This window comes from Acidimicrobiales bacterium (assembly GCA_035531755.1).
Lineage (GTDB): Bacteria > Actinomycetota > Acidimicrobiia > Acidimicrobiales > UBA8190 > DATKSK01.
In genome coordinates this window covers 50482-72083 of record DATKSK010000028.1, presented here as the reverse complement: position 1 = coordinate 72083, position 21602 = coordinate 50482, and the positions used below count along the sequence as shown (strand labels likewise).

Genomic DNA, 21602 nt, shown 5'->3' with positions numbered 1-21602 from the left:
GCTCCTCGCCGGGCGCGGCCGGCTCCTCGGGCACGCCGCTCGCCCCGAAGCTCGGGATCCGCCCCGGCCACGTCGTGGCGCTCGTCGGCGCCCCCCGGGGGTGGGCCGTGCCGGACCTCCCCGAGGGGTCCGGACCCGGCGCTCCCTCGGCGTCGGCGCCGACATCGTCTTGGTGTTCGTCCGCCGCGCCGCGCAGCTCGACCGGGCCGTCGCCACCGTGACCCGCCGGGCGGTGACGGCCCGTCGTCGGGCCTCCCCTCCGGGCTACCGTGGCGCTTGGCGGAAACAGAAAGGGGACGGACTTGAGCGTCGACGTGCGCACCCGGCTCGACGGCGAGGAGACCGTCGTCGATCCCCTCCGGTTCTTCGGTCACGACCTCCCGGCCGCCCTAACGTCTGCCCGCGCCCTGGTGGCGTCGGCCTGCGAGACGCTGGCGCCCCCGCCCCTCGTGATCGAGGTCGACGGCGACGCCTGGACCCTCGAGGCGCACGGGCCCCGGGTGGAGGTCCGACCGGGCGCCACCACCGCCGACGCCGCCCTGCGGCTGCGCCTGGACGGGGCCGCGCTGTCCGACCTCGTGTGTGACCAGGCCACCCCCATGGGCTGGTTCTCGAGCGGGGCGCTCGACCTCCACGGCCGGCTCGAGCGGCTCCTCGACTGGTGGCTCGTGCTCCGGGGCTCGCTCGACGGGGTGGCGCCCCATGTGACGGGCGACCTGGCGTTCGAGGACGCCGCCGGTGCCCCGCTCGACCTCGGGCGGACGTTCGGGTGGGACGACGACGACGAGGAGATGGCCCGGTTCCTCGGGCAGACCGGCTTCCTCCACCTGGCCGGTGTCTTCACCGAGGACGAAATGGCGGCGGTGTCCGCCGACATGGACCGGGCCGCCCCGACCTACGCCCAGGACGACGGACATTCCTGGTGGGCCCGCACGGCCGACGGCAGCGACCGGCTGGTGCGCATGCAGGGCTTCGACCGGCGGTCGCCGGCGGCTGCCGGCATCGTCTCCGACGGGCGCCTCGCCCGCCTCGGGGCGCTCCCCGGCGACGGCCACGAGTGGGGGGCGATGGACGCCAACGCACTCGAGGCCCTCGTGAAGCCCATCGGGGTGGTGGCGGGGATCTCCGACGTTCCCTGGCACAAGGACTGCTCGCTCGGGCGCCACGGCTACGAGTGCTGTTCGCTCACCGTCGGCATCTCGGTGACGGGCGCGGACGAGACCTCGGGGCAGTTGCGGGTCGTCGCCGGCAGCAACCGCGTCCTCGTGTGGCCTGCGTTCCTGCGGCGCGACAACCCCCTGCCCGTGGTCGACCTGCCCACGCGCACCGGCGACGTCACCGTGCATCTGAGCTGCACGCTCCACATGGCGCAGCCACCGGTCGAGCGCGAGCGCCGCGTGATGTACACGGGGTTCCGGCTGCCGCCGCTGCGCCCCGACGCCGGCGCGGCGGCGCGCCGGCGCCTGCGGGACGTACGCGAGACGGCGGCGATCACCGTGTCGCAGCCCCCGAGCACCGCGTCGCGGTAACCGCTCGGCGTTCCCCTCCACCCCGGACCGGCGGCCGGCCCGGTACGCCCGTCCGGCCCGGCGCCGGCGGCGGGCTCGTTGGCTCGGAATTGGGGCCGGGGTGGAGGCCGGTTGATCCTCGCGGTCCAGGCTGGGCCTGTCGTCCACAGGGGGGCAGTGATGCCGGACGACATCCGGGTCGCGAGCGCGGGCTCGGCACCGGTGCTGCGACCCGGTGCCGAGCCGACTCGGGTCGTCGGGTGCGGGCTCGGGCCGGGCCGCTCAGCCGATCCCCTATGGGGAATCAGACGGTGCCGCCCCGTCGGCTCTCGACGGTCACACCGATCATGGCCGACAGCACGAGCGAGATGCCCGGGGCGATGAGCCAGAGGCCGAAGACCATCGACAGCACCATGAGGAACAGGCCCATGCCGAGCACGAAGGGCCAGATGCTCGAGCTCGGGAAGGAGCCGATGACGCCCGAGCCGTCCTCGATGGACGCGTCGGGTCGGTCCTCGGGGCGCGGCCGCATGCGGCGCGCCCACCACAGGTAGTAGCTGCCGGGCACGAATCCGAGGAGGGTCGTGCCGACCAGCATGGCCGTGCCGCCCTGCTCGTAGGCCCAGAACCAGTAGATGACGCCCACGACACCGAAGAAGGCGGCCACCCCGAGCAGGAAGAGGGCTTCGACGCGCATGCCGGCCCCCTACGCCTTGTCGCCGGCGTCCGCGCCGACACCGGCCTCGGCGACACCGGCCTCGGTGACATGGCCGTGCCCGTTGTGGTGCGTCTCGGTGCGGGCGTCGGGATGGTGGTAGTCCCACACGGGCCGCTCCGAGCGGATGGCGGGGAGGCGCTCGAAGTTGTGGTGCACCGGCGGCGACGTGGCGAACCACTCCAGGGTGTGGGCGTCCCAGGGGTTGTCGCCGGCGGGGACGGGCTTGCGCCACGACACCCACAGGTTCACGAGCAGGAACACGAACGACAGACCGATGATGTAGGCGCCGATCGTGGAGGCCACGTTGAGCGACTGCCAGCCCAGTCCCGACGGGTACGAGGCCACGCGTCGCGGCATGCCGTGCAGGCCCAGCACGTACTGGGGCATGAACGTCACCCAGAACCCGACGGTGAGGAGCCAGAAGTGGATCTTGCCGAGCGACTCCCGGTACATCCGGCCGAAGAACTTCGGGTACCAGTAGTAGAGACCGGCGAACCCGCCGTACACGGCGGTGCCGAAGAGCACCTGGTGGAAGTGGGCCACCACGAAGTAGGTGTCGTGGGTGGCGAAGTCGATAGGCGGTGACGCCAGCATGACCCCGGTCAGACCACCCATGAGGAAGGCGAAGAGAAATCCGATGCAGAACAGCATCGGCGTGGAGAAGACCAGCTGCCCTCGCCACATGGTGCCGATCCAGTTGAAGAACTTTATGCCCGTCGGCACGGCGATGAGCAGGGAGAGCAGCGAGAAGAACGGCAGGAGGACGACGCCGGTGGTGAACATGTGGTGCGCCCACACCCCGGTGGACAGCGCCGCGATCGACATGGTGGCGAAGACCATCCCCTTGTAGCCGAAGAGCGGCTTGCGCGAGAAGACCGGGATGACGTCGCTGACGATGCCGAAGTATGGCAAGGCCAGGATGTAGACCTCCGGATGCCCGAAGAACCAGAAGAGGTTCTGATAGAGGATCGGGACCCCGCCGCCCGCCACCGAGTAGAAGTGCGTCCCGAAGTGCCGGTCGGCGAACAACAGGATCATCGCGGCGGTGAGGATGGGGAAGGCGATGAGGATGAGGATGGCGGTGACCAACATGTTCCACGTGAAGATGGGGAGCCGGAACATCGTCATGCCCGGCGCCCGCAGATAGAAGGTCGTGGTCACCAGGTTCACGGCGGTGAAGATGGCCGAGAACCCGGTCAACGCGATGCCGAGGATCCACAGGTCGGGAGCTGACCCCGGCGCGAACTCCACCGACGACAGGGGGGCGTAGGCCACCCAGCCGAACGCCGCGGCCCCGCCGGCGACCAAGAAGCCGAGCAGCATGGTGACGGACCCGCCCAGGTACAGCCAGTACGACAGCGCGTTCAAGCGGGGGAACGCCATGTCGGGGGCGCCGACCTGCAGGGGCAGGATGTAGTTGGCCAGGCCGCCGAAGGCGAACGGGCCGGCGAACAGGTACAGCATCAGGCTGCCGTGCATGGTGAACAGCGCGTTGAACTGCTGGAAGCTCAGGAACGAGTTGTGGGGGCTCGTCAGCTGGGTGCGGATGAGCAGCCCCATGATGCCGGCGAGGAAGAACATCACCAGCGACGTGACCATGTAGCTCATGCCGATGAGCTTGTGATCGGTGCTCGTGAGCCACTTCAGGATCCCGCTGGGCCCTTCGTGGTGCTCGTGATCGTGCTCGTGCTCGTGGGCGACGGGGCGCTCGGCGAGAACGGTCATGCTGCCGCCTTCGTGTTCGAGGTGGACGAGGACGAGCCGGACGCCGCCGTGGCGGCCCCCTGCTGCGAGCTGAGCCAGGACTGGAACTGGGCGGGGGGCAGGGCCACCACGTGGAAGAACATGAGCGAGTGGTACAGCCCGCACAGCTGGGTGCACTGGGCCCGGTAGACGCCCGAATGCTGGACGGTCAGGTCGAAGACGTTGGTCACGCCGGGCTGGGCGTAGCGGCTGAAGTTGAACTGGGGCACGTAGAAGCCGTGGATGACGTCCTTGGTGACCAGGGTGATCCGGGTGGTCCGGCCGGCGGGCACGACGAGGCCCGGGCCCAGGCAGTCGACCGCCGGGGCGCACTGCCCGCCGTCGAGCCCGACCGGGTCGGGGTCCTCGGTGGTGAGGCCGGTCACCGACACGTTGCCGGGGTAGTCGAAACGCCAGCCCCACTGGAAGGCGGTGACGGTCACCTTGGTGGCGGGGTCGGCCTTCACGGCGTCGACGCGGTTCTCGGTCACCACGGTGAACCCGAACAGGATCAGCACGATGACCACGGGGACGACGGTGTAGGTGATCTCCAGGGGGATGTGGTACTGGAACTGGCGGGGAATGGTGTCGGACCGCTTGCGGTACCGGATCACCGACCACGCGATCAGCGCGGCCACCAGGACGCCCACGACGAGCGCCGCGATGGTCGTCCCCGAGTACAGCAGGAACTCGTCGTGCGCCTGCTTGGTCGATCCCTTGTAGCCGTAGAACGTGGGGAGGCTGCAGCCGCCGAGCACGAGGGGGAGGGCTGCGGCCGCGGCCGCTCCGAGGAGTCGGCGGCGCCGACGGGGCGCGATCGTGCTCGTCGGTTCGGCGGCTCGGGGGCTCACGGCGATGACACTAGCCAACCGCGATCCGCGAGGAGTAGTTGGAACGCCGCCTCTCAGCCGTCGTGTCGCGCGCGCCCCGCCGAGTCCCGGGCGGTCCAGGTGAACACGCCTTTGGCCATGGTGGACGTGGCCGCCTCGGACAGCCGGGTGAACACCTCGGCGCGGGCCCGGTGGACCCCGGGGTCCCCCGGCGCGGCCAGTGCCGCCAGCTCCGCCAGGTGCCCGGCCAGGCGCCGGGCCGTGTCGCCGCCGAGGCCGGGGTCGGCCGCCTCGAGCAGGGCCAGCGCCCGCTCGGCCAGGGCCCCCGCCCCGCCGGCCAGGGCGGCGAGCTCGGACGCCAGCTCGGCCTCGGGCGCGGGCTTGAGCGACGCCGGGTTCCCGTCCCACCAGCCGCCGTAGAGGCGCCAGACGTTGCGCACCACGAACTCCGGCTCGTCGTAGACGGGCCGCAGGTAGGGCCGGTCGACGAGGTGCGCCGGGGGGGCCACGGTGTGGAGGACCTCGTCGAGGCGGGCCCCGGCGTTCATGAGCTCGATCGTCTGGTCGACGAGGGAGTCGAGCAGGTCCGCGGTGTCGGTGAGCGCCTGGCGCACGCGCCCCGCCCCGACCACGGGGAACCCGTGGCCCGGGAGCAGGACCTCGGGCTCGAGCCCGACCATCTCCCGGAGGGCGGCGGCCCACTCCCGCGGATAGCGCTGCACCTTCTGGGGGTTCCCGGCGTTGGGCGACGCCCAGATGAACAGGTCGCCGCAGCACAGCACCCGGCGCCCGGGGAGCCACGTCCAGGTGTGGTCGTCGGTCTCGCCGCGCGCGTGGTGCAGCTCCAGGGCGGTGCCACCCACGTCGAGCGCCAGCCGGCGGGCGTAGGTGCGGTCGGGGTAGCGGTACTCGGTGGGCCACCGCAGGCCCGGCACGCCGAACTGCCGCCGGTTGACGATCTCGTTGTAGCCGGCGGTCACGATGTAGCGGTCGAAGCGCGCCGGCACGGCGTCGTGGGCGACGACCACGGGCGCCGGCCAACCCTCGGCCGTAGCCTCCTGCTCCCAGACGGGAACGCCGAAGACGTGGTCGATGTGACCGTGGGAGTAGATGGCCGTGTTGAGGCGAAGGGGCGACCACGCCCGTACCACGTCGTGCACCGCTCCGGCCACGAAGCTCGACCCCGTGTCCACCAGGACGAGCCCGTCGTCGGTGGCGATGGCGGAGACGTTGGCGAACGAGGGGACGAAGGCGACGCCGGCGTCGACCTCGGCCAGGCCGCCCAGGTAGCCGCCGACGGGATGGAGCTCGACGACGTCGACTTCGCCGCGCCAGAGCTTGTCCGCCAGATCGAGGATGTCGTCGACCATCGCCCTCCGTCCGGGTCCGCTGCGCCGGAGGCCGAGCCTACGGCGCAGCGGGGTCCCGGGCCCAAGGCCCCGGGGCGGGCCGCCGGGCCGTTCCCGACGGGGCGTCAGGGTGTGCCGGGCGGCTGGCGCCAGGCCCGTTGCACGCGGCCCACGTGGCGCGCCGCATGGCGCCCGGCCCGCCGGGCACCGTGGGCGAGCCTGTCCTGCGTCTCGGTGCCCCCGCCCCGCGGTGGGTCGGCGCCGGCCGGCGCGCCGGGCGGCCGGCGGTAGCGCGTGAGCATTGCCATCCGGATCCACACCACGGCCGTCAGCTCTGCCGCCACGATGCCGGGCAGGTCCGGTCTGAGGGCGGGGGCCACGGGCGCCAGGGCGAGGGCGAGTGCCACGGCCACATCCAGCCCGGCATGGAGCCGGGGGCTGCACACACGGGCCAGGCCCAGGGGTCCCGGGGCCGTCACGGCCAGGACGGCGAAGGCGCCCGCGCCCGCCAGGAGCAGGGCGCCGTGCCGGGTGTGGACGGAGAGCCCGGCCAGGACGCCGGCCAGGAGGTACTCCAGCAGCTGGTGGGCGACGAAAGGGACGGGGCGACGAGGCGGCGCGGCCCCGTCGGGGCCCCTGCCCGGTGAGCCGGGGCCGATGGGAGGGCTACCCCGAGGTGGCGCTGGGCCCGTCGCCGTCGGTGGCGGTGGCCTTGCTGTCCGTGCCGGTGACCTTGCTGTCTGTGGCGGTGGCCTTGCTGTCGGTGGCCTTGCTGTCGGTGGGCTTGGGGCTGTCGCCCTTGCCCTCGGCCAGGCCCTTCTTGAACTCGGACTGGGCCGACCCCAGCGACCTGGCCAGCTTGGGGAGCTGGCTCCCGCCGAAGACGAGCACCACCACCGCCACGATGATGATGATCCCCCACTCGCTCTCGATGATTCCCACCATGGGCATCTCGTTTCTCTGACAGGCCGCTCGGGGAGCGGGATCGTCGTGCTCCCGAGGTTAGACCCTTCCCGGCCGCCGGCGACACCGGGCCCGCCCTCGGGCCCGGCCCGGCGCGGTGCCCTCAGCCGGCCAGGAAGACCCCCAGGACCAGGGCGCCGAGCGAGGAGAGGGAGGCGATCGCCCCCCACACGGCGAGCCCCCGGCGGGTGGTGGCCCGGGCGTGGAGGTAGGCCGCCAGACCGGCGAGGACCACGACGGTGATCTTCACGCCCAGCACGGCCTGCCACGTGTGGGACTGGCCGGCGTGGTCGGACGAGACGTTCCACAGGCCCGTCACGACCAGGAGGCCGTAGGCGGGCCACTGCACGCGGCCGAATGCCCGGGCCAGGGCCCGGGGTGCCCCCTCTCCGAGGCCCCGCGCCGCCGGCAGCAGGCCGACCATCGTGATCTGGCCGCCCACCCAGACCGAGGCCGCCAGGACGTGGACCGACAGGCGCAGCCCGTCGAGGGCGGGCGCGAGCGTGGCCGGCACGGGCCTACCTGCCCTGCCAGTTGGGCTTGCGCTTCTCGGCGAAGGCGACGGGCCCCTCCATGGCGTCGGCGGAGGAGAACACGGCTGCCACCGCCTCGGCGTTGAGCTTCCACCCCTCCTCCTCGGACACGCCCGCGGCGCGCACCATGACGCGCTTGGACCAGCGCACGGCGAGGGGGGCGTTCTCGGCGATGACCGCCGCCAGCGCCAGGGTCTCCTCCATGAGCCGCGCCGCGGGGACGACCCGGTTGATCAGGCCGAGGGCCAGCGCCCGCTCGGCGTCGATGGAGTCGCCGGTGAGGGCGAGCTCGAGGGCGACGGCCACGGGGAGCCGCTTCGGGAGGCGGATCAGGCCGCCCGCGCCGGCCACGAGCCCCCGCTTGGCCTCGGGAATGCCGAAGGTGGCGTGGTCGGCGGCCACCACGAGGTCGCACGACAGCATGATCTCGCACCCGCCCGCCAGGGCGGCGCCGTTGACGGCGGCGATGATGGGCTTCGGGAAGTCGCGCTGGGTGATCCCGGCGAAGCCCCCTGAGCCGCCCATGATCGAGGCCCCTTCGCCCGAGGCGAAGGCCTTCAGGTCCATCCCGGCCGAGAACGCCTTGTCACCCGACCCGGTCAGGACCACGACCGCGCACTCGTCGTCGGCCTCGAGCTCGTCGAGCGCGGCGGCCATGGCCGTGCTGACCTCGCCGTTGATGGCGTTGCGCGCCTCGGGCCTGTTGATGGTGAGGATCTCGACGTGTCCTCGGCGCTCGCGTTCGACTGCGGGCATGGGTGCTCCTTCCCTCGGTCCGCCCGAGTCTGGCCGCGCGTCGCCCGGAGCCGCCACCCGGCCCCGGCCGGGAGCGCCGGGCCCTCAGCCCGCCGTGCGGTACCGCGGCGGCGTGCCCGCCACGACCACGGGCTCGCCCACGAGGTTGCGCCCGGCCAGCGCGGGGAGCTCCCCGGCTGCGGCCGCGGCGGCCACGTGCCGGCCGTCGTCGAGGCGGGCGATCACCGGGGCCGCGGTCACCGCTCCGTCGCGGCCGTAGGCCACGGTCGAGGCCACCACGACGGCCCGCCCGCCGGCGTCGGTGGCCACCTCGACGGCCGAGGCGTCGATGGCCCGCTGCCGGTCGGTCGTGTCCCCCCGGCGCCAGCCCTGTCCCGGCGGCGCCGCGCCGTACACGCCGACGGCGTGCTTGGTGGCGTACCAGCCCATGGCGCTCACCAGCGCGGTGCCGTCCCGCCCGCGCAGGCGGTCCGCCAGCGTGGCGATGGCGTGGAGCGCGTAGTTGTTGCCGGGCCCCCCGAAGTAGGGCAGCCCGCCGGTGACGGTGAGGCCGCGGGGGTCGTCGGGGGCGATGGCGAGCGCCTCGACGGCCATGTGGACCGCGGACGGAAAGCACGAGTAGAGGTCGAAGGCGCCGATGTCGTCGACGCCGAGCCCGGCGGCGCCGAGCGCGGCGGTGGCGGCGGCCCGGATGCCGGGGGACGTGCCGGGGTCGGGCCGCGCCGACGGGAACCACACGTCGGTGGCCTGCGCCCCCGACCAGCAGAAGACCGCCCGGTCCGCCACACCACAGGCGCGCGCCAGCGCCAGCGACGTCACCAGCACGGCGGCCCCCTGGTCGACGGCGAGGACCGCGCACATCCGCTTCGGGTACGGCTCCGTCACGAGACGGTTGTCGGGGTGGACCTCGGCGAGCTCGGCGGCGGTGCGCGCCACGGGGAACCACGCCTGCGGGTGCGTGGCGGCCACGGCGGAGAACGGGGCCATCAGCGCCCCGAGCACCCGCCGGTGCTCCGCCGCCGTCCGCCCGGCGCGCCGGGCGATGACGCTCTCGAACAGGGCGTACACGTGCACCGGGGCGACCAGCCCGACGGCGAGCTCGGCGTCGCCCACCCCGGGGCGGTCGTCGCCGACGACGGGGTCGGCACCGGGATCGCCGGCGCCGGTGGGCTGGCCCGCGGGCACGCCGGGCGCGGCGTTGCCGGCCCGGGCCGAACGCTGCGCCTCGGCCCCCACGACGAGAGCGCTCTCGAGCTCGCCCGCGGCGATGGCGGCGGCGGCCCGGTTGACCAGCCACTGCGGGGAGTTGCCCCCGACCGTCGTGACCTCGGTCCGCTGCGGTGACAGCCCCGTCCGGGCGGCGAGCGCCGCCGCCGGCGCGGCTCCCACCGGCGAGAGGATGTTCACCATCGAGACCTGCTGGACGCTCGCCCGGAGGCGGGGAGCGACGTCGAGCGCCTCGTCGGCGGCGCGCACCGCCAGGTCGAGGGCCGTCACCGTGGCGGCGCGCTCGATCGACTGTCCCGACGCGAGCACGACCGGGATCCTGGTCTCGTCGAGCGCCACGGCTGACGTCCTCAGCGGGGCAGGAGCCCGTCGAGCAGGAACGGCACCACGAAGTCGGCGGCGGCCGCGGCCGACATCCCGTCGTCGGTGACCAGCCGGCGGTGGGCGATCTGGCCGACGAGGCTGGCCACCGAGAAGGCGACCAGGCGCGGGGGTCCCGCCACGCCCAGGCCGCGCTGCTGGGCGTCCTGCACGATCTTGTCGATGTCGGTGATGAAGCGCTCGAAGATCCCGAAGAGGTGCTTCTCGAACCGGTCGCCCAGTGCGTAGGCGTCGCGGAAGAGGAGCTTCACGAGGGCCGGGTCGGACCCGAAGAACTCGAACGTCGTCCGCACCGCGGCGCGCACCGGCGCGTCGGGTGATCGGCGATCGTCGTGGAGTGGTAGCCCATGCGGGCGAACATCCTCTTGGCGGCGGCCAGGATGTCGTCGTGGCGCTCCTGCTTCTCCTGATCGCTCATGGCGCGCCGCAGGGCGCGCCGCGGGCGGGTTGCCGTCGTCGTCACCGGAGGAGCGCCCGCCATCGCGGCAGGCTAGCAAACCGATTCGTCAGTCGACTGGGCCCGACGGGCGCTCGATCGACCGGCCCCACGCGCCGACCGTGGTCACGGCCGCGTGCCGATCTCCGCGTGCGCGCCGGCGCGCAGGGACCAGCGCGCCGCCACCTCCCAGACGGCGCGCCGGCGTTCGAGGACGATGTCCGCGTCGGCGCGCTCGCTGTTGGTGCACGTGGCGCCGGCGCCGTCGGGGTCGACGTAGCCGACCCGCACGGCGTCGGCGCTCGGGATGGTCACCTCCACGCGCAGGCGCCACCTCCCCACGGTGCCCCGCACCCGCCACGAGGGCAGCCCGAGCTCGGTGTGGAACAACGGGGCCGCCGCCAGCGGGTCCCGCGGCCAGTCACGGCCGCCGAGCCGCAGCTGGACGAAGGCGAGCGGGGGCAGGCGGCGCATTCCCGGCCTCCGGCTCACCGCGCTGACGATCTCGAGCACGTCGCCGGCGCCGAGATCGGCGTGCAGCCAACCCCACCGCTGAGCGTTCCCGTGGCCGTAGATGTGGGAGACGCCGCCGCGGGCTCCGGGCGACAGGGCGATCTCCTCGTCGTCCACCCGGATCGACCCGGCGAACGGTGTGCTGGGCGCGGGCACGACCTGTGCGGCAGGGAGGACGTCGCGGTCCCACGCCCATGCCGGGAACGTGAACAACGTCGGCGGGGTGCCGCCCTCGGGCCCGGTCTCCTCCCATCGCAGGTCCCAACGGCACCGGCCCGCGGCGCCGTGGAGCCGCGGGGGGTCCAGCACGGCGCCGCCCGCCGCCGAGAGGGCGCCGTCGGGTCCACCGGTCCGGACCGGCCCGGGCCCGAACCGTTCCAGCACGGGGTCGGTGCCCGGGCGGAACACCGCCGTCCACCCGTGGGCGAAGGGCGCCCCGGCCACGGGGGCGACGTGCTCGTGGTGGATCCAGCACCCGAGGCCGGAGCCGGGGTCCGACAGCGTGGCGTACCAGACCTCGAGGCGCGCCGGCCGGCCGTCCCACCGGCGGGCCAGCGCGTCGGACGGCCGACGACCCATGCGTCACCCTACGTTCGCCCTCACCGCCGTGCCATGCTGAGCGCCGTGCACGCGCACGACCCCCATTCGTCCGCCGGGGCCCCGACGGACGCGCCGGGCCGGGCCGGGGGCGCCGTCCTCCCCGACGGGTTCCGGTTCGGTGTGGCCACGTCGGGCTTCCAGATCGAAGGCGGGTTCAACGGCCCGGGCGAGCCCGCCAACAACTGGGTGCGCTGGGAGCGCGCCGGGCGCGTGGAGCCCTCGGGCGTCGCCGTCGACTTCTGGAACCGGTACGAGGAGCACCTGGACCGGGCGCTCGCTCTCGGGTGCGACGCATTTCGTCTGGGCGTCGAGTGGGCGCGCGTCGAAGCCCGTCCCGGGGAGGTCGACGACGGCGCGCTCGACCACTACGCCGCCATTCTCGACGCCTGCCGCCAGCGCGGCATGGAGCCGTTGGTCACGCTGCACCATTTCACCCATCCGGCATGGCTGGGCGAGGACTTCTGGCTGTCGGGCGACTCGCCGGACCGGTACGCCCGGTGGGTGGAGACCGCCGTCTCCCGTCTGGCGTCACGCTGCAAGACCTGGGTGACCCTGAACGAGATCAACGTCGTCGGGCTCGGTTCCTACGTGCTCGGGCTCTTCCCCCCGGGGCGCACCGGGGCGTTCGTCGACATGGCCACGGCCTTCGACCACCTGCTGGCGGCCCACGTCAAGGGATACGAGGTCGTCCACCGCATCCAGCCCGAGGCCGTCGTGACGACGAACAACGTGTCGATCAGCCTGTACGAGATCGATCGGATGCTCGTCGACGTGCTCCTGGCCCGCAGCACGGGTGTGACGAGGGACGGCCTGCACCGCTGGCTCGGCGAGCGCCGGTCGGACTGGTACGCGGCGGTGGCGCCGGCCGGGGCCCTCGAGCGCGCCCTGCGGCGGCTGATGGCGGCGGTGTGGGAGCGAGGCGGTGGGCTCTCGAGCGCGCTCGACGCCCTGTGGGCGAGCCCGCACGAGCGCACGCTGGACGTGGTCGGCATCGACTACTACGACCCCGTGGTCGCGCACCACGCCCGGCTGCCCGGCCACCGGACGGCGGGCGGGCGCTCGTGGCAGCCGGGGAACGATCTGTGGGACGACCGTATCCACCCTGCCGGCCTGGTCGAGTACTCGGGCGCCAACCTGGTGCCGGGCCTCGGCCTGTGGATCGTGGAGAACGGCCTGTGCAACCGGGTGCGGCGGGGCCGGAGCTTCCCGCGCCTCGACGGGTGGGACCGTGTCCGCTTTCTCCAGCGCAACCTCGAGGCGCTGGTGGCGGCGATCGACGCCGGCATGCCGGTGGGCGCCTATTACCACTGGTCGCTCGTGGACAACTACGAGTGGGGCAGCTACGAGCCGCGCTTCGGGATCCACGGGGTCGACCGCGAGCGGGGCATCCGGGTGCTCGCCACCGACGCCATGGGGTTCGACGCCGCGGGTGCCTACCGGCGGATCATCCAGGGCCTGCGGGCCGGGGACCGCACCGTGCTGGCCGGGCCCCGGTAGCCCCCGACATCCCGGGTCGCGGGGGCCTTCCGCACTATCTTGAGCGCCAGCCGGCGTCCCGGAGGTCGTGGGGGCGGGCCGACCGAGGGTCGGGCGCCGGGCCGAGCCGAGACCGGGGCGATGCGACACACACCGGGGCCGATGCCACACATGGCGGGGACGTGAGCGGTCACAGGCCGCGACAGCACGGGCGTCGGTCGACCGCGTTGGCCCGGCGCCATGCAGTGACCGTCGGCCTCATTGCCGGGTTGGCCTTGTTGCTGCTCTTGTCGCCCAAGATCTCGGCCACCGCCTCGTCCACCGGCGTGGCGTCGCGCATCACCGCGCCGGCCGCGCCGGGCACGCCCGGCACGACCGTCGGCGGCATCTCCTGCGGTCCGGGCGTGCGCCAGGTGCCGTGGTCGGCCTACGCCCCGGTGTGCGAGCCGGCGTGGCACGGCGACAACGGGGGCGCCACCTCCAACGGGGTGACGTCGAAGACCATCACGCTCGTCTACCGGCTGGCGGCGACCAACGAGCTCCAGGAGCTGTACGCCCTCATCCCGCCGGCGACCGTGGGCACCAACGACGAAGCGGTGCACACGATGCAGGCCTACGTGAACACGTTCAACCACTACTTCGAGCTCTACGGGCGCAAGGTGGTGCTGCGCACCTACAACGGCCAGGGGAACTTCATCACCGAGGACACCGGGTCGGGCATGGCCGAGGCCCAGGCCGACGCCCTCACCGTGTCGTCCGCCATCCACGGGTTCGCCGACATGTCGCTCGTGGACTCGAGCGTGATCTACACCGGCGCGCTCCAGGCGCGCGGCGTGGCGTCGTTCGGGCTGTACCTCCAGGACGCGTCGTGGTACCGGCAGGCGTCCCCGTACCAGTACACGACGGGGCCGAACTGCACCAAGGGCGCGTCGGCGCTGGGCGACCTGCTCGGCACGGGCATGTCCGAGCGCCCCGCCGTGTTCGCCGGCGAGGCCGACCTGCGGGCCAAGGACCGGGTGTACGGGATCGTCTACCCGGACAACTCCACGGCCACGGTGTGCGCCCAGGAGGTCGAGGCTGCGCTCACCGCCGCGCACCACCCCTCGGCGGTCGACGTCGGGTTCACCTTCGACCCGGCCACCCTCGTGCAGTCCTCGGCCGACGCCGTCGCCCAGCTGCGGTCCCACGGTGTGACCACGATCATCTGCTCCTCGTGCGACCCGGTGACACCCGTGTTCCTGCTCCAGGCGGCCCATGCCGACGGGTACCGCCCCGAGTGGGTGTTCCAGTCCTATTTCGCCGGCAACAGCGACAACCAGGACACCTTCGTGCGCAACGAGGTCACCAAGTCGGGCGCGGCCGACGAGGCCGCCGGCATCCTGGCCACCGGCACGGCGACGGTGGCGCACGCCGACCAGGAGGCCGTGAGGGCCTATGAGCTCGGGAACGGCGGCTCGCAGGACGGCCTGCTCCCGTCGTACCCCTTCGTCTACGGCTCGATGCTGTACTTCTTCGACCTCCTGCAGGCGGCGGGGCCCGATCTGACCCCCCGGACGCTGCACGCCGCCATGGCGGACACCGCCTCGCTCGCCCCCTCGGCCCCCGGGGGCCAGCTCGGCGGGTGGTCGTTCGGTCCCGGCAGCGTCGACCCGGCGTCGGACTACCAGCTCCTGCGCTGGAGCCCGACGGCCACGAGCCGCCAGGACGGACAGCTCGGCGCCTTCGTGCCCTGTGACAGGGGCAAGGTCTTCCGGTTCGCCGCTCCGTCCGGCGGCGGGGACGCGCCGAGCAGCCGCGCCAGCGGCGTCCCGCCCCACACACAGCCGACGTGCCCGTCATGAGCGGTGCGGGGCGCGGCCGGATCGGCGCATGGACGATCGGCGCCGCCGCCATCGTCGGCGCCTACGTCGTGGCCGACCGCTTCCTGCCCAGCCATCTCCCCGCCGGGGTGCTCCTCCGCGGCCTGGTGCTCGGCGGTCTGCAGGGCCTCGTGGCCATGGGCCTCGTCCTCGTCTACCGGTCGACGCGCATCATCAACTTCGCCCAGACCGCCATCGGCGGCCTGGCGGCGTCCCTGGCCATCGTCCTCGTCACCGGCGAGCACTGGTCGTATTACGTGGCGGTCCCCGTGGGGTTGGCGGGGGCGGTGGCGACGGGGTGGCTCGTCGACGTCGTCGTCGCCCGCCGATTCACCGACGCCCCGCGGATGATCTTCACGGTCGCCACCATCGGGCTGGCGCAGCTCCTGGGGGCGGCGCAGGTGGAGCTGCCGCGCCAGCTCAAGCCCTCGCACTCGACGACCACCTTCACGACGCCGTTCTCCTTCCACTTCCGCGTGAGCCCGTTCACCTTCTCGGGCGACGACCTGCTGGCGCTCAGCGTCGTGCCCGTGGCGCTCGGTGCGCTGTACTGGTTCTTCCAGCGCACCGACACCGGCACCGCCATCCGCGCCGCCGCCGACTCCGCCGAACGGGCCGTGCTCCTCGGGATACCCGTCCGGCGGCTGAGCACCATCACGTGGATGGTGGCCGCGGGCCTGTCCGGTGTCGGCGCCATCCTGTCGGCCCCCATCCTCGGGCAGAACGTCGGGGTCGCCTCGGGGCCCGCCACGCTCCTCACGCCGTTGGCGGCCGCCGTCCTGGCGGGCATGGAGTCGCTGCCCCTGACCGTGCTGTGGGCGGTGGTCCTGGCGATCGTCAGCCAGGCGAGCTCGTGGAGCTACCACCAGGCCCCCTATACCGACGTCATCGCCTTCGTCCTCATCCTGGCCGCACTGCTCCTGCAGCGGCGGGTGACCCGCCGACCCGACGGCAATGCCTTCGGTGGCTTCGTGGCCCTGCGCGAGATCCCGCGCATCGCGCCCGCGCTCAGTGCGCTGCGCGCCGTGAAGGCCGCCAGGGCGGTCGGCCTCGTCGCCGTGGCCGCCGCCGCCGTCGTGATCCCCCTCCAGCTGCCCGCCCCCCGGCTGAGCACGCTGACCTACGTCCCCATCTACGGGATCATCGCGGTGTCGCTCGTCGTGCTCGCCGGCTGGGCGGGCCAGATCAGCCTGGGGCAGTACGCGCTGGTCGGCATCGGGGCCGCCGTCACCGGCGCCCTCGTCGTCCACGTGCACCTCGACCTGCTCGTGGCCATGGTGGCGGCCTCGGCGGCGGGCGCCGTCGTCGCCTGCGTCGTCGGCATCCCGGCCCTGCGCATCCAGGGCCTGTACCTCGCCGTCGCCACCCTCGCCTTCGCCGTGGTGGCGTCCTCGTTCCTGTTGTCGTCGGCGTATGTGCCCTGGCTCACCCCGTCGTCGGTCTCGCAGCCCGTGCTCTTCGGGCGCTTCGACCTGCACTCGCCCTACACGCTGTACGAGTTCTGTCTCCTCTTCCTCGTGCTGGCCGTGGCGCTGGCGTGGAACCTGCGCCGGGGGTGGGCCGGGCGCGTCATCGTGGCGGTGCGCGAGAGCCCCCGTGGTGCGTCCGCCTACGGCATAAGCGCGCTCAAGTCGCGACTCATGGCATTCGCCATCGCCGGCGCCCTGGCGGGCGTCGCAGGATCGTTGCTCGTGGTGGCGCAGCAGGGCATCCCCCAGGCCCCGGCGGGGTTCCCCCCCGACGAGTCCGTGAGCGTGTTCGCCATGGCCGTCATCGGCGGCCTGGGGTCGTTGACCGGCGGCGTGCTGGGTGCGCTCTACATCCGGGGCTCGGCGAGCTTCCTCCCCGACGTGTGGCAGCTGGTGGTGTCGGGTGCGGGACTGCTCGTCGTGCTCATGGTGTGGCCCGAGGGCCTCGGCGGCATCGTGTTCCGGCTGCGCGATGCCGCGCTCTCGGTGCTCGCCCGGCGCGCCGGCACCGACCCCCCGGGGGCCGGTCGTCGGGCCGCCCGACACGGCACCGCCGGCGGCGGTGCCGTCGGTCCCGTGCCCGACCGGGCGGCTGCGCCCGGTGCCGCCGCCGATGCGTCGTGGGACGACGCCCGCCCGGGATCCGGGGTGCCCGTGCACACCGCCGCCCTTCGCCTGGCGGCACTCGAGGACCTCGAGGTCCACTGGCAGGCGCCGAGCCTCGACGGCGCCCCGGTCGACGCCCGCCCCCCCGACGGCCGCAGGTCGATGTTCGCCATGGCGCACGTCGACGCCCGTTACGGCCGGGTCCCGGCGCTGCGGAGCGTGCACCTGGGTGTGGCCCAGGGGGAGGTGGTCGCGCTGCTCGGCACCAACGGCGCCGGCAAGACCACGGCCCTCAAGGTCGCCGCCGGCCTGATCCGCCCGGCCGCCGGGTCGGTGCGGTACCTCGGGACCGACATCAGCTCCTGGAGCCCACGACGGCGCGTCGAGGCCGGCATCGTCACCGTGCTCGGCGGACGCGGCGTCTTCCCGTCGCTGACCGTCGGCGAGAACCTGCGCATGGGAGCGTGGCTGGCCCGGCGCAACCACCACGACGAGGCCTTCGCCCGGGCGGCCACCGACCGGATCCTCGAGATCTTCCCCCGCCTCGCCGATCGCGGTCGCCAGCGGGCCGGGTTGCTGTCGGGAGGCGAGCAGCAGATGCTCGCGCTCGCCCAGGCGCTGCTGTGCCGGCCGCGCCTGCTGCTCATCGACGAGCTGTCGCTCGGGCTGGCCCCGACGGTCGTGGGCGATCTCGTGCAGGTAGTGCGCGACCTGGCCGAGAGCGGGGTCACCGTCGTGATCGTCGAGCAGTCCGTCAACCTGGCGGCGTCGATCTCCGACCGCGCCGTCTTCATGGAGCGCGGCAGGCTGCGCTTCAGCGGTCCGACGCCCGAGCTGGCGCACCAGCCCGACCTGCTGCGCTCGGTGTTCATGCACGCCGCCGTCCGGGCCAAGCACCGGGAGCCGCCCGTCGCCGTCCGGGCGGCGGCGGTTCCGAGCGCGCCGCCGACGGTCCTCACGCCCGACGACGTGGCGGTCATCCTCGGCGGAGGCCTCCTACCGTTCGCTCGACCCGACGTGCCCGATCCCGCCCCGGCGCCGGGCGTCGACGACGGGACGACGGGCATGGTGGCCGTGCCCGACCCGGTGGCCGCGCCCGACCCGGTGTCCGCGCCCGACCCGGTGTCCGCCGCCGATCTTCGCCGCGCCATGACGGCGGTCCCCGACGCGTTCGAGTCGTCGATGGCAGGGACCTCCGATGCCGGGGACGGACTGATCGCCGTCCCGGACGGTGCGGACAGGCCGGCCGCACTCCCCGACGGGTTGACGGCTGCACCCGACGGTGTCGACCGGTTGGCGGCCGTCCCCGATGGGGCCGGCGGGCCGGCGGCCACTGTGTCGCGGTCCTGGTCGCCGGGCGCGCACCCGGCTCGGGCGATCTGCGGAATCGAACCGGTTCCCGCCCTCGAGGTGGTCGGCGCCACGAAGCAGTACGGCGGCGTCGCCGCCCTCACCGACGTGAGCCTCCGGGTCATGCCGGGCGAGATCGTGGGCGTGATCGGGTCCAACGGCGCCGGCAAGACGACGCTGTTCGACGTGTGCTCGGGGTTCGTCGTCCCCGACGCCGGCCGCGTCCGCCTCCACGGCCGTGACGTCACGAGGCTGTCGCCGGCGCGGCGAGCGGCGCGCGGTCTGGGGCGCGTGTTCCAGGACGCCAGGCTGTTCCCCGCCATGACGGTCGCCGACGTGCTCAGGACGTCGCTCGAGCGTCACGTGCCGGTGCGCGACCCCGTGGCGGGTGCCCTGCGGCTGGCGGCCGCCATCAGGTCCGAGGTCGAGGTGGACGGCCAGGTCGACCGCATCGTGGTGCTGTTCGGGCTGGACCGGTTCCGGGAGCACGCCGTGTCGGAGCTGAGCTCGGGGACCCGCCGGGTGCTCGAGCTGGCGGCTGTCTTCGCCCACGAGCCCGAGGTGCTGTTGCTCGACGAGCCCAGCGCCGGGATCGCGCAGCGCGAGTCCGAGGCGCTGGGTGAGATGCTCCTGGCCCTGCGCGACCAGACGGGCGCGTCCTTCGTGGTGATCGAGCACGACGTCCCCCTGGTGACCTCCATCGCCGACCGCATCGCCTGCATGCACGTCGGGGAGGTCATCGCCGAAGGGGGCACGGCCGACGTCCTCGACGACCCCGCGGTGGTGGCCGCCTACCTCGGCTCCGAGGAGTTGCTCGGCGGGCGCGCCGCCACCGAGCCCGCGCACGCGCTGGCGACCCGGGGGGTGGGGTGATGGCCGGCACGCGGCGGCGCGGGCCGGTCGTGGGAGCGTTCGTCCTCGTCCGGCGCTACCTACCGTCGGCGGTGGTGGTCGCCGGCGTCGTCGCCCTGCTCAACCTGGCCCCCACGCTCCGCACGAGCAGCCCGGCACCGGCCCTCCGACCGCCGGTCCACTTCCCGTCGGCCGGCACCGGGAGCACCGCCACAGCCACGACGAGCACCGTCGCCGACGCCGGCACTTCCACGTCGCCTGCTCGCTGAGGCGCTGCGACCGGCGGGGCGGGCTCCGGGCCTGCTCGGTGCGGCTCTCGGTCACCTCTCCGGCGGTCTCAGCCGGCGGCGAAGCGCTCGGGGTCGACCGCCACGAACAGGCCGTCGGCCTCGGCGAGGAGCGTCTCTCCCTGGCGGGCGTGCGCTTCGATCCTGAGCTTGCGGCCGTGGCGCGAGTGCAGCTTGGCCCTCAGCTCGAGCTCCTGGTCGAGCGGGGTCGCCGCCCGGTAGGTCACCGTCAGCCGCCCGGTGTACGCCGGCGTGGCCTGGATCGACAGCACGAAACCCATCACCTCGTCGAAGAGCGCGGCGACCGCCCCGCCGTGGGCGCGACCCGGCGCGCCTTCGAAGGCGGGCCCCAGGGTCGTGCGCAGCACGGCCTCGTCACCGTCGCGCACGATGTCCGCCGCCATGCCCATCGGGTTCGCCTGGCCGGTCACGATGCAGTCCGGGAAGTGAGACCGCGATGCGCCGTCAGGCGGGGGAACGACGAACACCCGGTGTGTCACGTCGAGCGGTGTCCGGTGCCTCGGCGCCATGGCGTCGACCACGGCGAGGAGCGCACGGACCTCCGCCGTCATGCGGTGGAAGGTGTCGTCGTCGACCTCGTGGGCCACGATGGCGTGGCCCAACCGCCGCAACGCCGCCGCCGTCTCCATGCGCGCCGGCGACGCGGGCCCGTCCTCGGCCCTGGGCTCGTCAGCCCTGGGCTCGTCGGCGCGTTCGTGCCCCGTCGGCTCCCCGAGGGCGGTCAACTGCGCTTCACGGCGGCCCAGGCGACGTCCTTGTCCACCTCGACGTCACGCGGCAGCCCGAGGATCCGCTCCGCCATCTGGTTGCGCAGGACCTCCGACGTCCCACCCTCGATGGTGTTCGCCCGCGCCCGCAGGAAGGTCTGGGCGCGGGCCTGCGACGCGGTGTCGTCAGGCAGCCACGCCGTGGCCGCGACGCCGTTGGCGTTGACGGCGAAGCTCGAGCGCCGCTGGTTGTACTCGGCGTTGAAGACCTTGTTCACCGCACCCTCGGGGCCCGGTTGCTGGCCGCGCAGGCGCGCCGAATTGGCGCGGAAGGCGGTGATCTCCTTCACCTCGGACTCGATGTAGAACTGCGCCAGGTGCTGGCGCACGAGCGGGTCGGTGCGGTCCGGGATCCCGTCGAGGTACGCCTGCCACGGGTCGCGACGCACGCCCCCGGTGAACGACACGGGGTCGAGCGAGATGCCGGCCAGCGCCACCCGCTCGTTCATGAGCGTGGTGCGGGCGCAGCGCCAGCCGTCGCCGACGGCGCCCACGCGGTTGGCGTCGGGGACACGCACCTCGGACAGGAACACCTCGTTGAACTCCGAGGAGCCGGTCAGCTGCCTGAGGGGGCGGACCTCCACGCCGGGGGTCTTCATGTCCAGGATGAAGTAGCTCAGCCCCTCGTGCTTGGGCACGTCGGGATCGGTGCGGGCGAGCAGCATGCCGAAGGCGGCGAATTGGGCGATCGTCGTCCACACCTTCTGGCCGTTCACGACCCACTCGTCGCCGTCGCGCACCGCCCGCGTCGACAGCGACGCCAGGTCGGACCCCGAGCCCGGCTCGCTGAAGAGCTGACACCAGATCTCCTCGCCCGACAGGATCTTGCGCAGGTAGCGCTCCTTCTGCGCGTCGGTCCCGTGCTCGATCAGAGTCGGCCCGGCGAGGCCCACGCCGAGCAGGTTGATCGACACCGTGGGGAGCCGGTACCGCACGAGCTCGGACCGGATGACCTGCTGCATCCACGCCTCGCCCGACAGCCCCCCGTACTCCTGGGGCCACAGGGGCGCGGCATAGGGGCTCCGCCCGATCGTGCCCTGCCACGTGAAGGGGTTGAACCCGCTGTCCGCCTTCAGCGCCTCGAGGGCCCGGTCGTCGCCGGCGGCGGCCGCCTCGGTCCACCCGGCGGGAAGGTTGTCCCGCAACCACGAGTGGAACTCCCGGCGGAACGCCTCCTGCTCGGGCGTGTCCTCGATCTTCCAGCGCATCGGCTCGTGCCTCCCTGGGTCGCCGGGCGGGAGTCGCCGAACTGACGTGTCGATCAGCGACAGCTGGGCGTCAGTGTAGGGGAGGCCGCCGGCGGCCCCGGAGGGGTCGCGCGCGCATGGGGCGAGCCGGGCCGATGCCGCGGTAAGGAC

Annotated in this window: 19 protein-coding genes; 5 read left to right on the top strand and 14 right to left on the bottom strand. The window is 73.6% G+C overall.

Features of this window, described 5'->3' with window-relative positions:
- Nucleotides 1-302: 302 nt before the first annotated feature.
- Nucleotides 303-1529: a phytanoyl-CoA dioxygenase family protein gene (locus tag VMV22_05860; GenBank protein ID HUY21847.1), complete on the top strand. Its 1227-nt coding sequence runs from the start codon at nucleotides 303-305 to the stop codon at nucleotides 1527-1529.
- 283 nt (nucleotides 1530-1812) lie between these two features.
- Here the strand turns inward: VMV22_05860 and VMV22_05855 are convergent, their stop codons facing one another.
- The 12 genes from VMV22_05855 to VMV22_05800 form a co-directional block, all read right to left on the bottom strand.
- The gene (locus VMV22_05855) at nucleotides 1813-2205 is read right to left on the bottom strand and encodes a cytochrome c oxidase subunit 4 (GenBank protein ID HUY21846.1); all 393 of its coding nucleotides are present in this window, start codon (nucleotides 2203-2205) and stop codon (nucleotides 1813-1815) included.
- Between the two features lie 9 nt (nucleotides 2206-2214).
- Complete coding sequence (gene ctaD / locus VMV22_05850) at nucleotides 2215-3951, bottom strand: cytochrome c oxidase subunit I (protein ID HUY21845.1); 1737 nt, start codon at nucleotides 3949-3951, stop codon at nucleotides 2215-2217.
- On the bottom strand, nucleotides 3948-4820 hold the full coding sequence (locus VMV22_05845) for a cytochrome c oxidase subunit II (GenBank protein HUY21844.1): 873 nt from the start codon (nucleotides 4818-4820) through the stop codon (nucleotides 3948-3950). Before VMV22_05845 ends, ctaD begins: the two co-directional genes overlap by 4 nt.
- 53 nt (nucleotides 4821-4873) lie before the next feature.
- Nucleotides 4874-6169, bottom strand: a complete 1296-nt coding sequence (locus VMV22_05840) for an alkyl sulfatase dimerization domain-containing protein (protein HUY21843.1) — start codon at nucleotides 6167-6169, stop codon at nucleotides 4874-4876.
- 104 nt (nucleotides 6170-6273) lie between these two features.
- Entirely contained in the window at nucleotides 6274-6555 is a 282-nt protein-coding gene (locus tag VMV22_05835) for a hypothetical protein (GenBank protein ID HUY21842.1), read from the bottom strand.
- 259 nt (nucleotides 6556-6814) lie between these two features.
- A complete protein-coding gene (locus VMV22_05830) occupies nucleotides 6815-7093 on the bottom strand; it encodes a twin-arginine translocase TatA/TatE family subunit (protein HUY21841.1) in 279 nt (92 codons plus the stop codon).
- Between the two features lie 121 nt (nucleotides 7094-7214).
- The gene (locus VMV22_05825) at nucleotides 7215-7625 is read right to left on the bottom strand and encodes a hypothetical protein (GenBank protein HUY21840.1); all 411 of its coding nucleotides are present in this window, start codon (nucleotides 7623-7625) and stop codon (nucleotides 7215-7217) included.
- Nucleotides 7626-7629: 4 nt separating this feature from the next.
- Complete coding sequence (locus VMV22_05820; protein HUY21839.1) at nucleotides 7630-8400, bottom strand: crotonase/enoyl-CoA hydratase family protein; 771 nt, start codon at nucleotides 8398-8400, stop codon at nucleotides 7630-7632.
- Between the two features lie 84 nt (nucleotides 8401-8484).
- Nucleotides 8485-9966, bottom strand: coding sequence for a hypothetical protein (locus VMV22_05815; protein ID HUY21838.1), 1482 nt, complete (start codon nucleotides 9964-9966; stop codon nucleotides 8485-8487).
- Between the two features lie 11 nt (nucleotides 9967-9977).
- Nucleotides 9978-10301, bottom strand: a complete 324-nt coding sequence (locus tag VMV22_05810; GenBank protein HUY21837.1) for a hypothetical protein — start codon at nucleotides 10299-10301, stop codon at nucleotides 9978-9980.
- Nucleotides 10256-10489, bottom strand: a complete 234-nt coding sequence (locus VMV22_05805) for a hypothetical protein (protein HUY21836.1) — start codon at nucleotides 10487-10489, stop codon at nucleotides 10256-10258. The genes VMV22_05810 and VMV22_05805 overlap by 46 nt, the downstream gene beginning before the upstream one ends.
- Before the next feature lie 81 nt (nucleotides 10490-10570).
- Nucleotides 10571-11536 carry a hypothetical protein gene (locus VMV22_05800; protein ID HUY21835.1) on the bottom strand — a complete coding sequence of 322 codons (966 nt, stop codon included), beginning with the start codon at nucleotides 11534-11536 and terminating at the stop codon, nucleotides 10571-10573.
- Between the two features lie 33 nt (nucleotides 11537-11569).
- Here VMV22_05800 and VMV22_05795 point away from each other — a divergent pair, with 33 nt between their 5' ends.
- From VMV22_05795 to VMV22_05780, 4 genes are all read left to right on the top strand, one after another.
- Nucleotides 11570-13054: a family 1 glycosylhydrolase gene (locus tag VMV22_05795; GenBank protein ID HUY21834.1), complete on the top strand. Its 1485-nt coding sequence runs from the start codon at nucleotides 11570-11572 to the stop codon at nucleotides 13052-13054.
- Nucleotides 13055-13278: 224 nt separating this feature from the next.
- Nucleotides 13279-14874: a hypothetical protein gene (locus VMV22_05790; GenBank protein ID HUY21833.1), complete on the top strand. Its 1596-nt coding sequence runs from the start codon at nucleotides 13279-13281 to the stop codon at nucleotides 14872-14874.
- Nucleotides 14871-19190 carry an ATP-binding cassette domain-containing protein gene (locus VMV22_05785; protein HUY21832.1) on the top strand — a complete coding sequence of 1440 codons (4320 nt, stop codon included), beginning with the start codon at nucleotides 14871-14873 and terminating at the stop codon, nucleotides 19188-19190. Before VMV22_05790 ends, VMV22_05785 begins: the two co-directional genes overlap by 4 nt.
- Complete coding sequence (locus VMV22_05780; GenBank protein HUY21831.1) at nucleotides 19190-19438, top strand: hypothetical protein; 249 nt, start codon at nucleotides 19190-19192, stop codon at nucleotides 19436-19438. The genes VMV22_05785 and VMV22_05780 overlap by 1 nt, the downstream gene beginning before the upstream one ends.
- A 68-nt stretch (nucleotides 19439-19506) precedes the next feature.
- Here the strand turns inward: VMV22_05780 and VMV22_05775 are convergent, their stop codons facing one another.
- A complete protein-coding gene (locus tag VMV22_05775; GenBank protein HUY21830.1) occupies nucleotides 19507-20202 on the bottom strand; it encodes a PaaI family thioesterase in 696 nt (231 codons plus the stop codon).
- Entirely contained in the window at nucleotides 20199-21452 is a 1254-nt protein-coding gene (locus tag VMV22_05770) for an acyl-CoA dehydrogenase family protein (protein ID HUY21829.1), read from the bottom strand. The genes VMV22_05775 and VMV22_05770 overlap by 4 nt, the downstream gene beginning before the upstream one ends.
- Nucleotides 21453-21602: the final 150 nt, after the last annotated feature.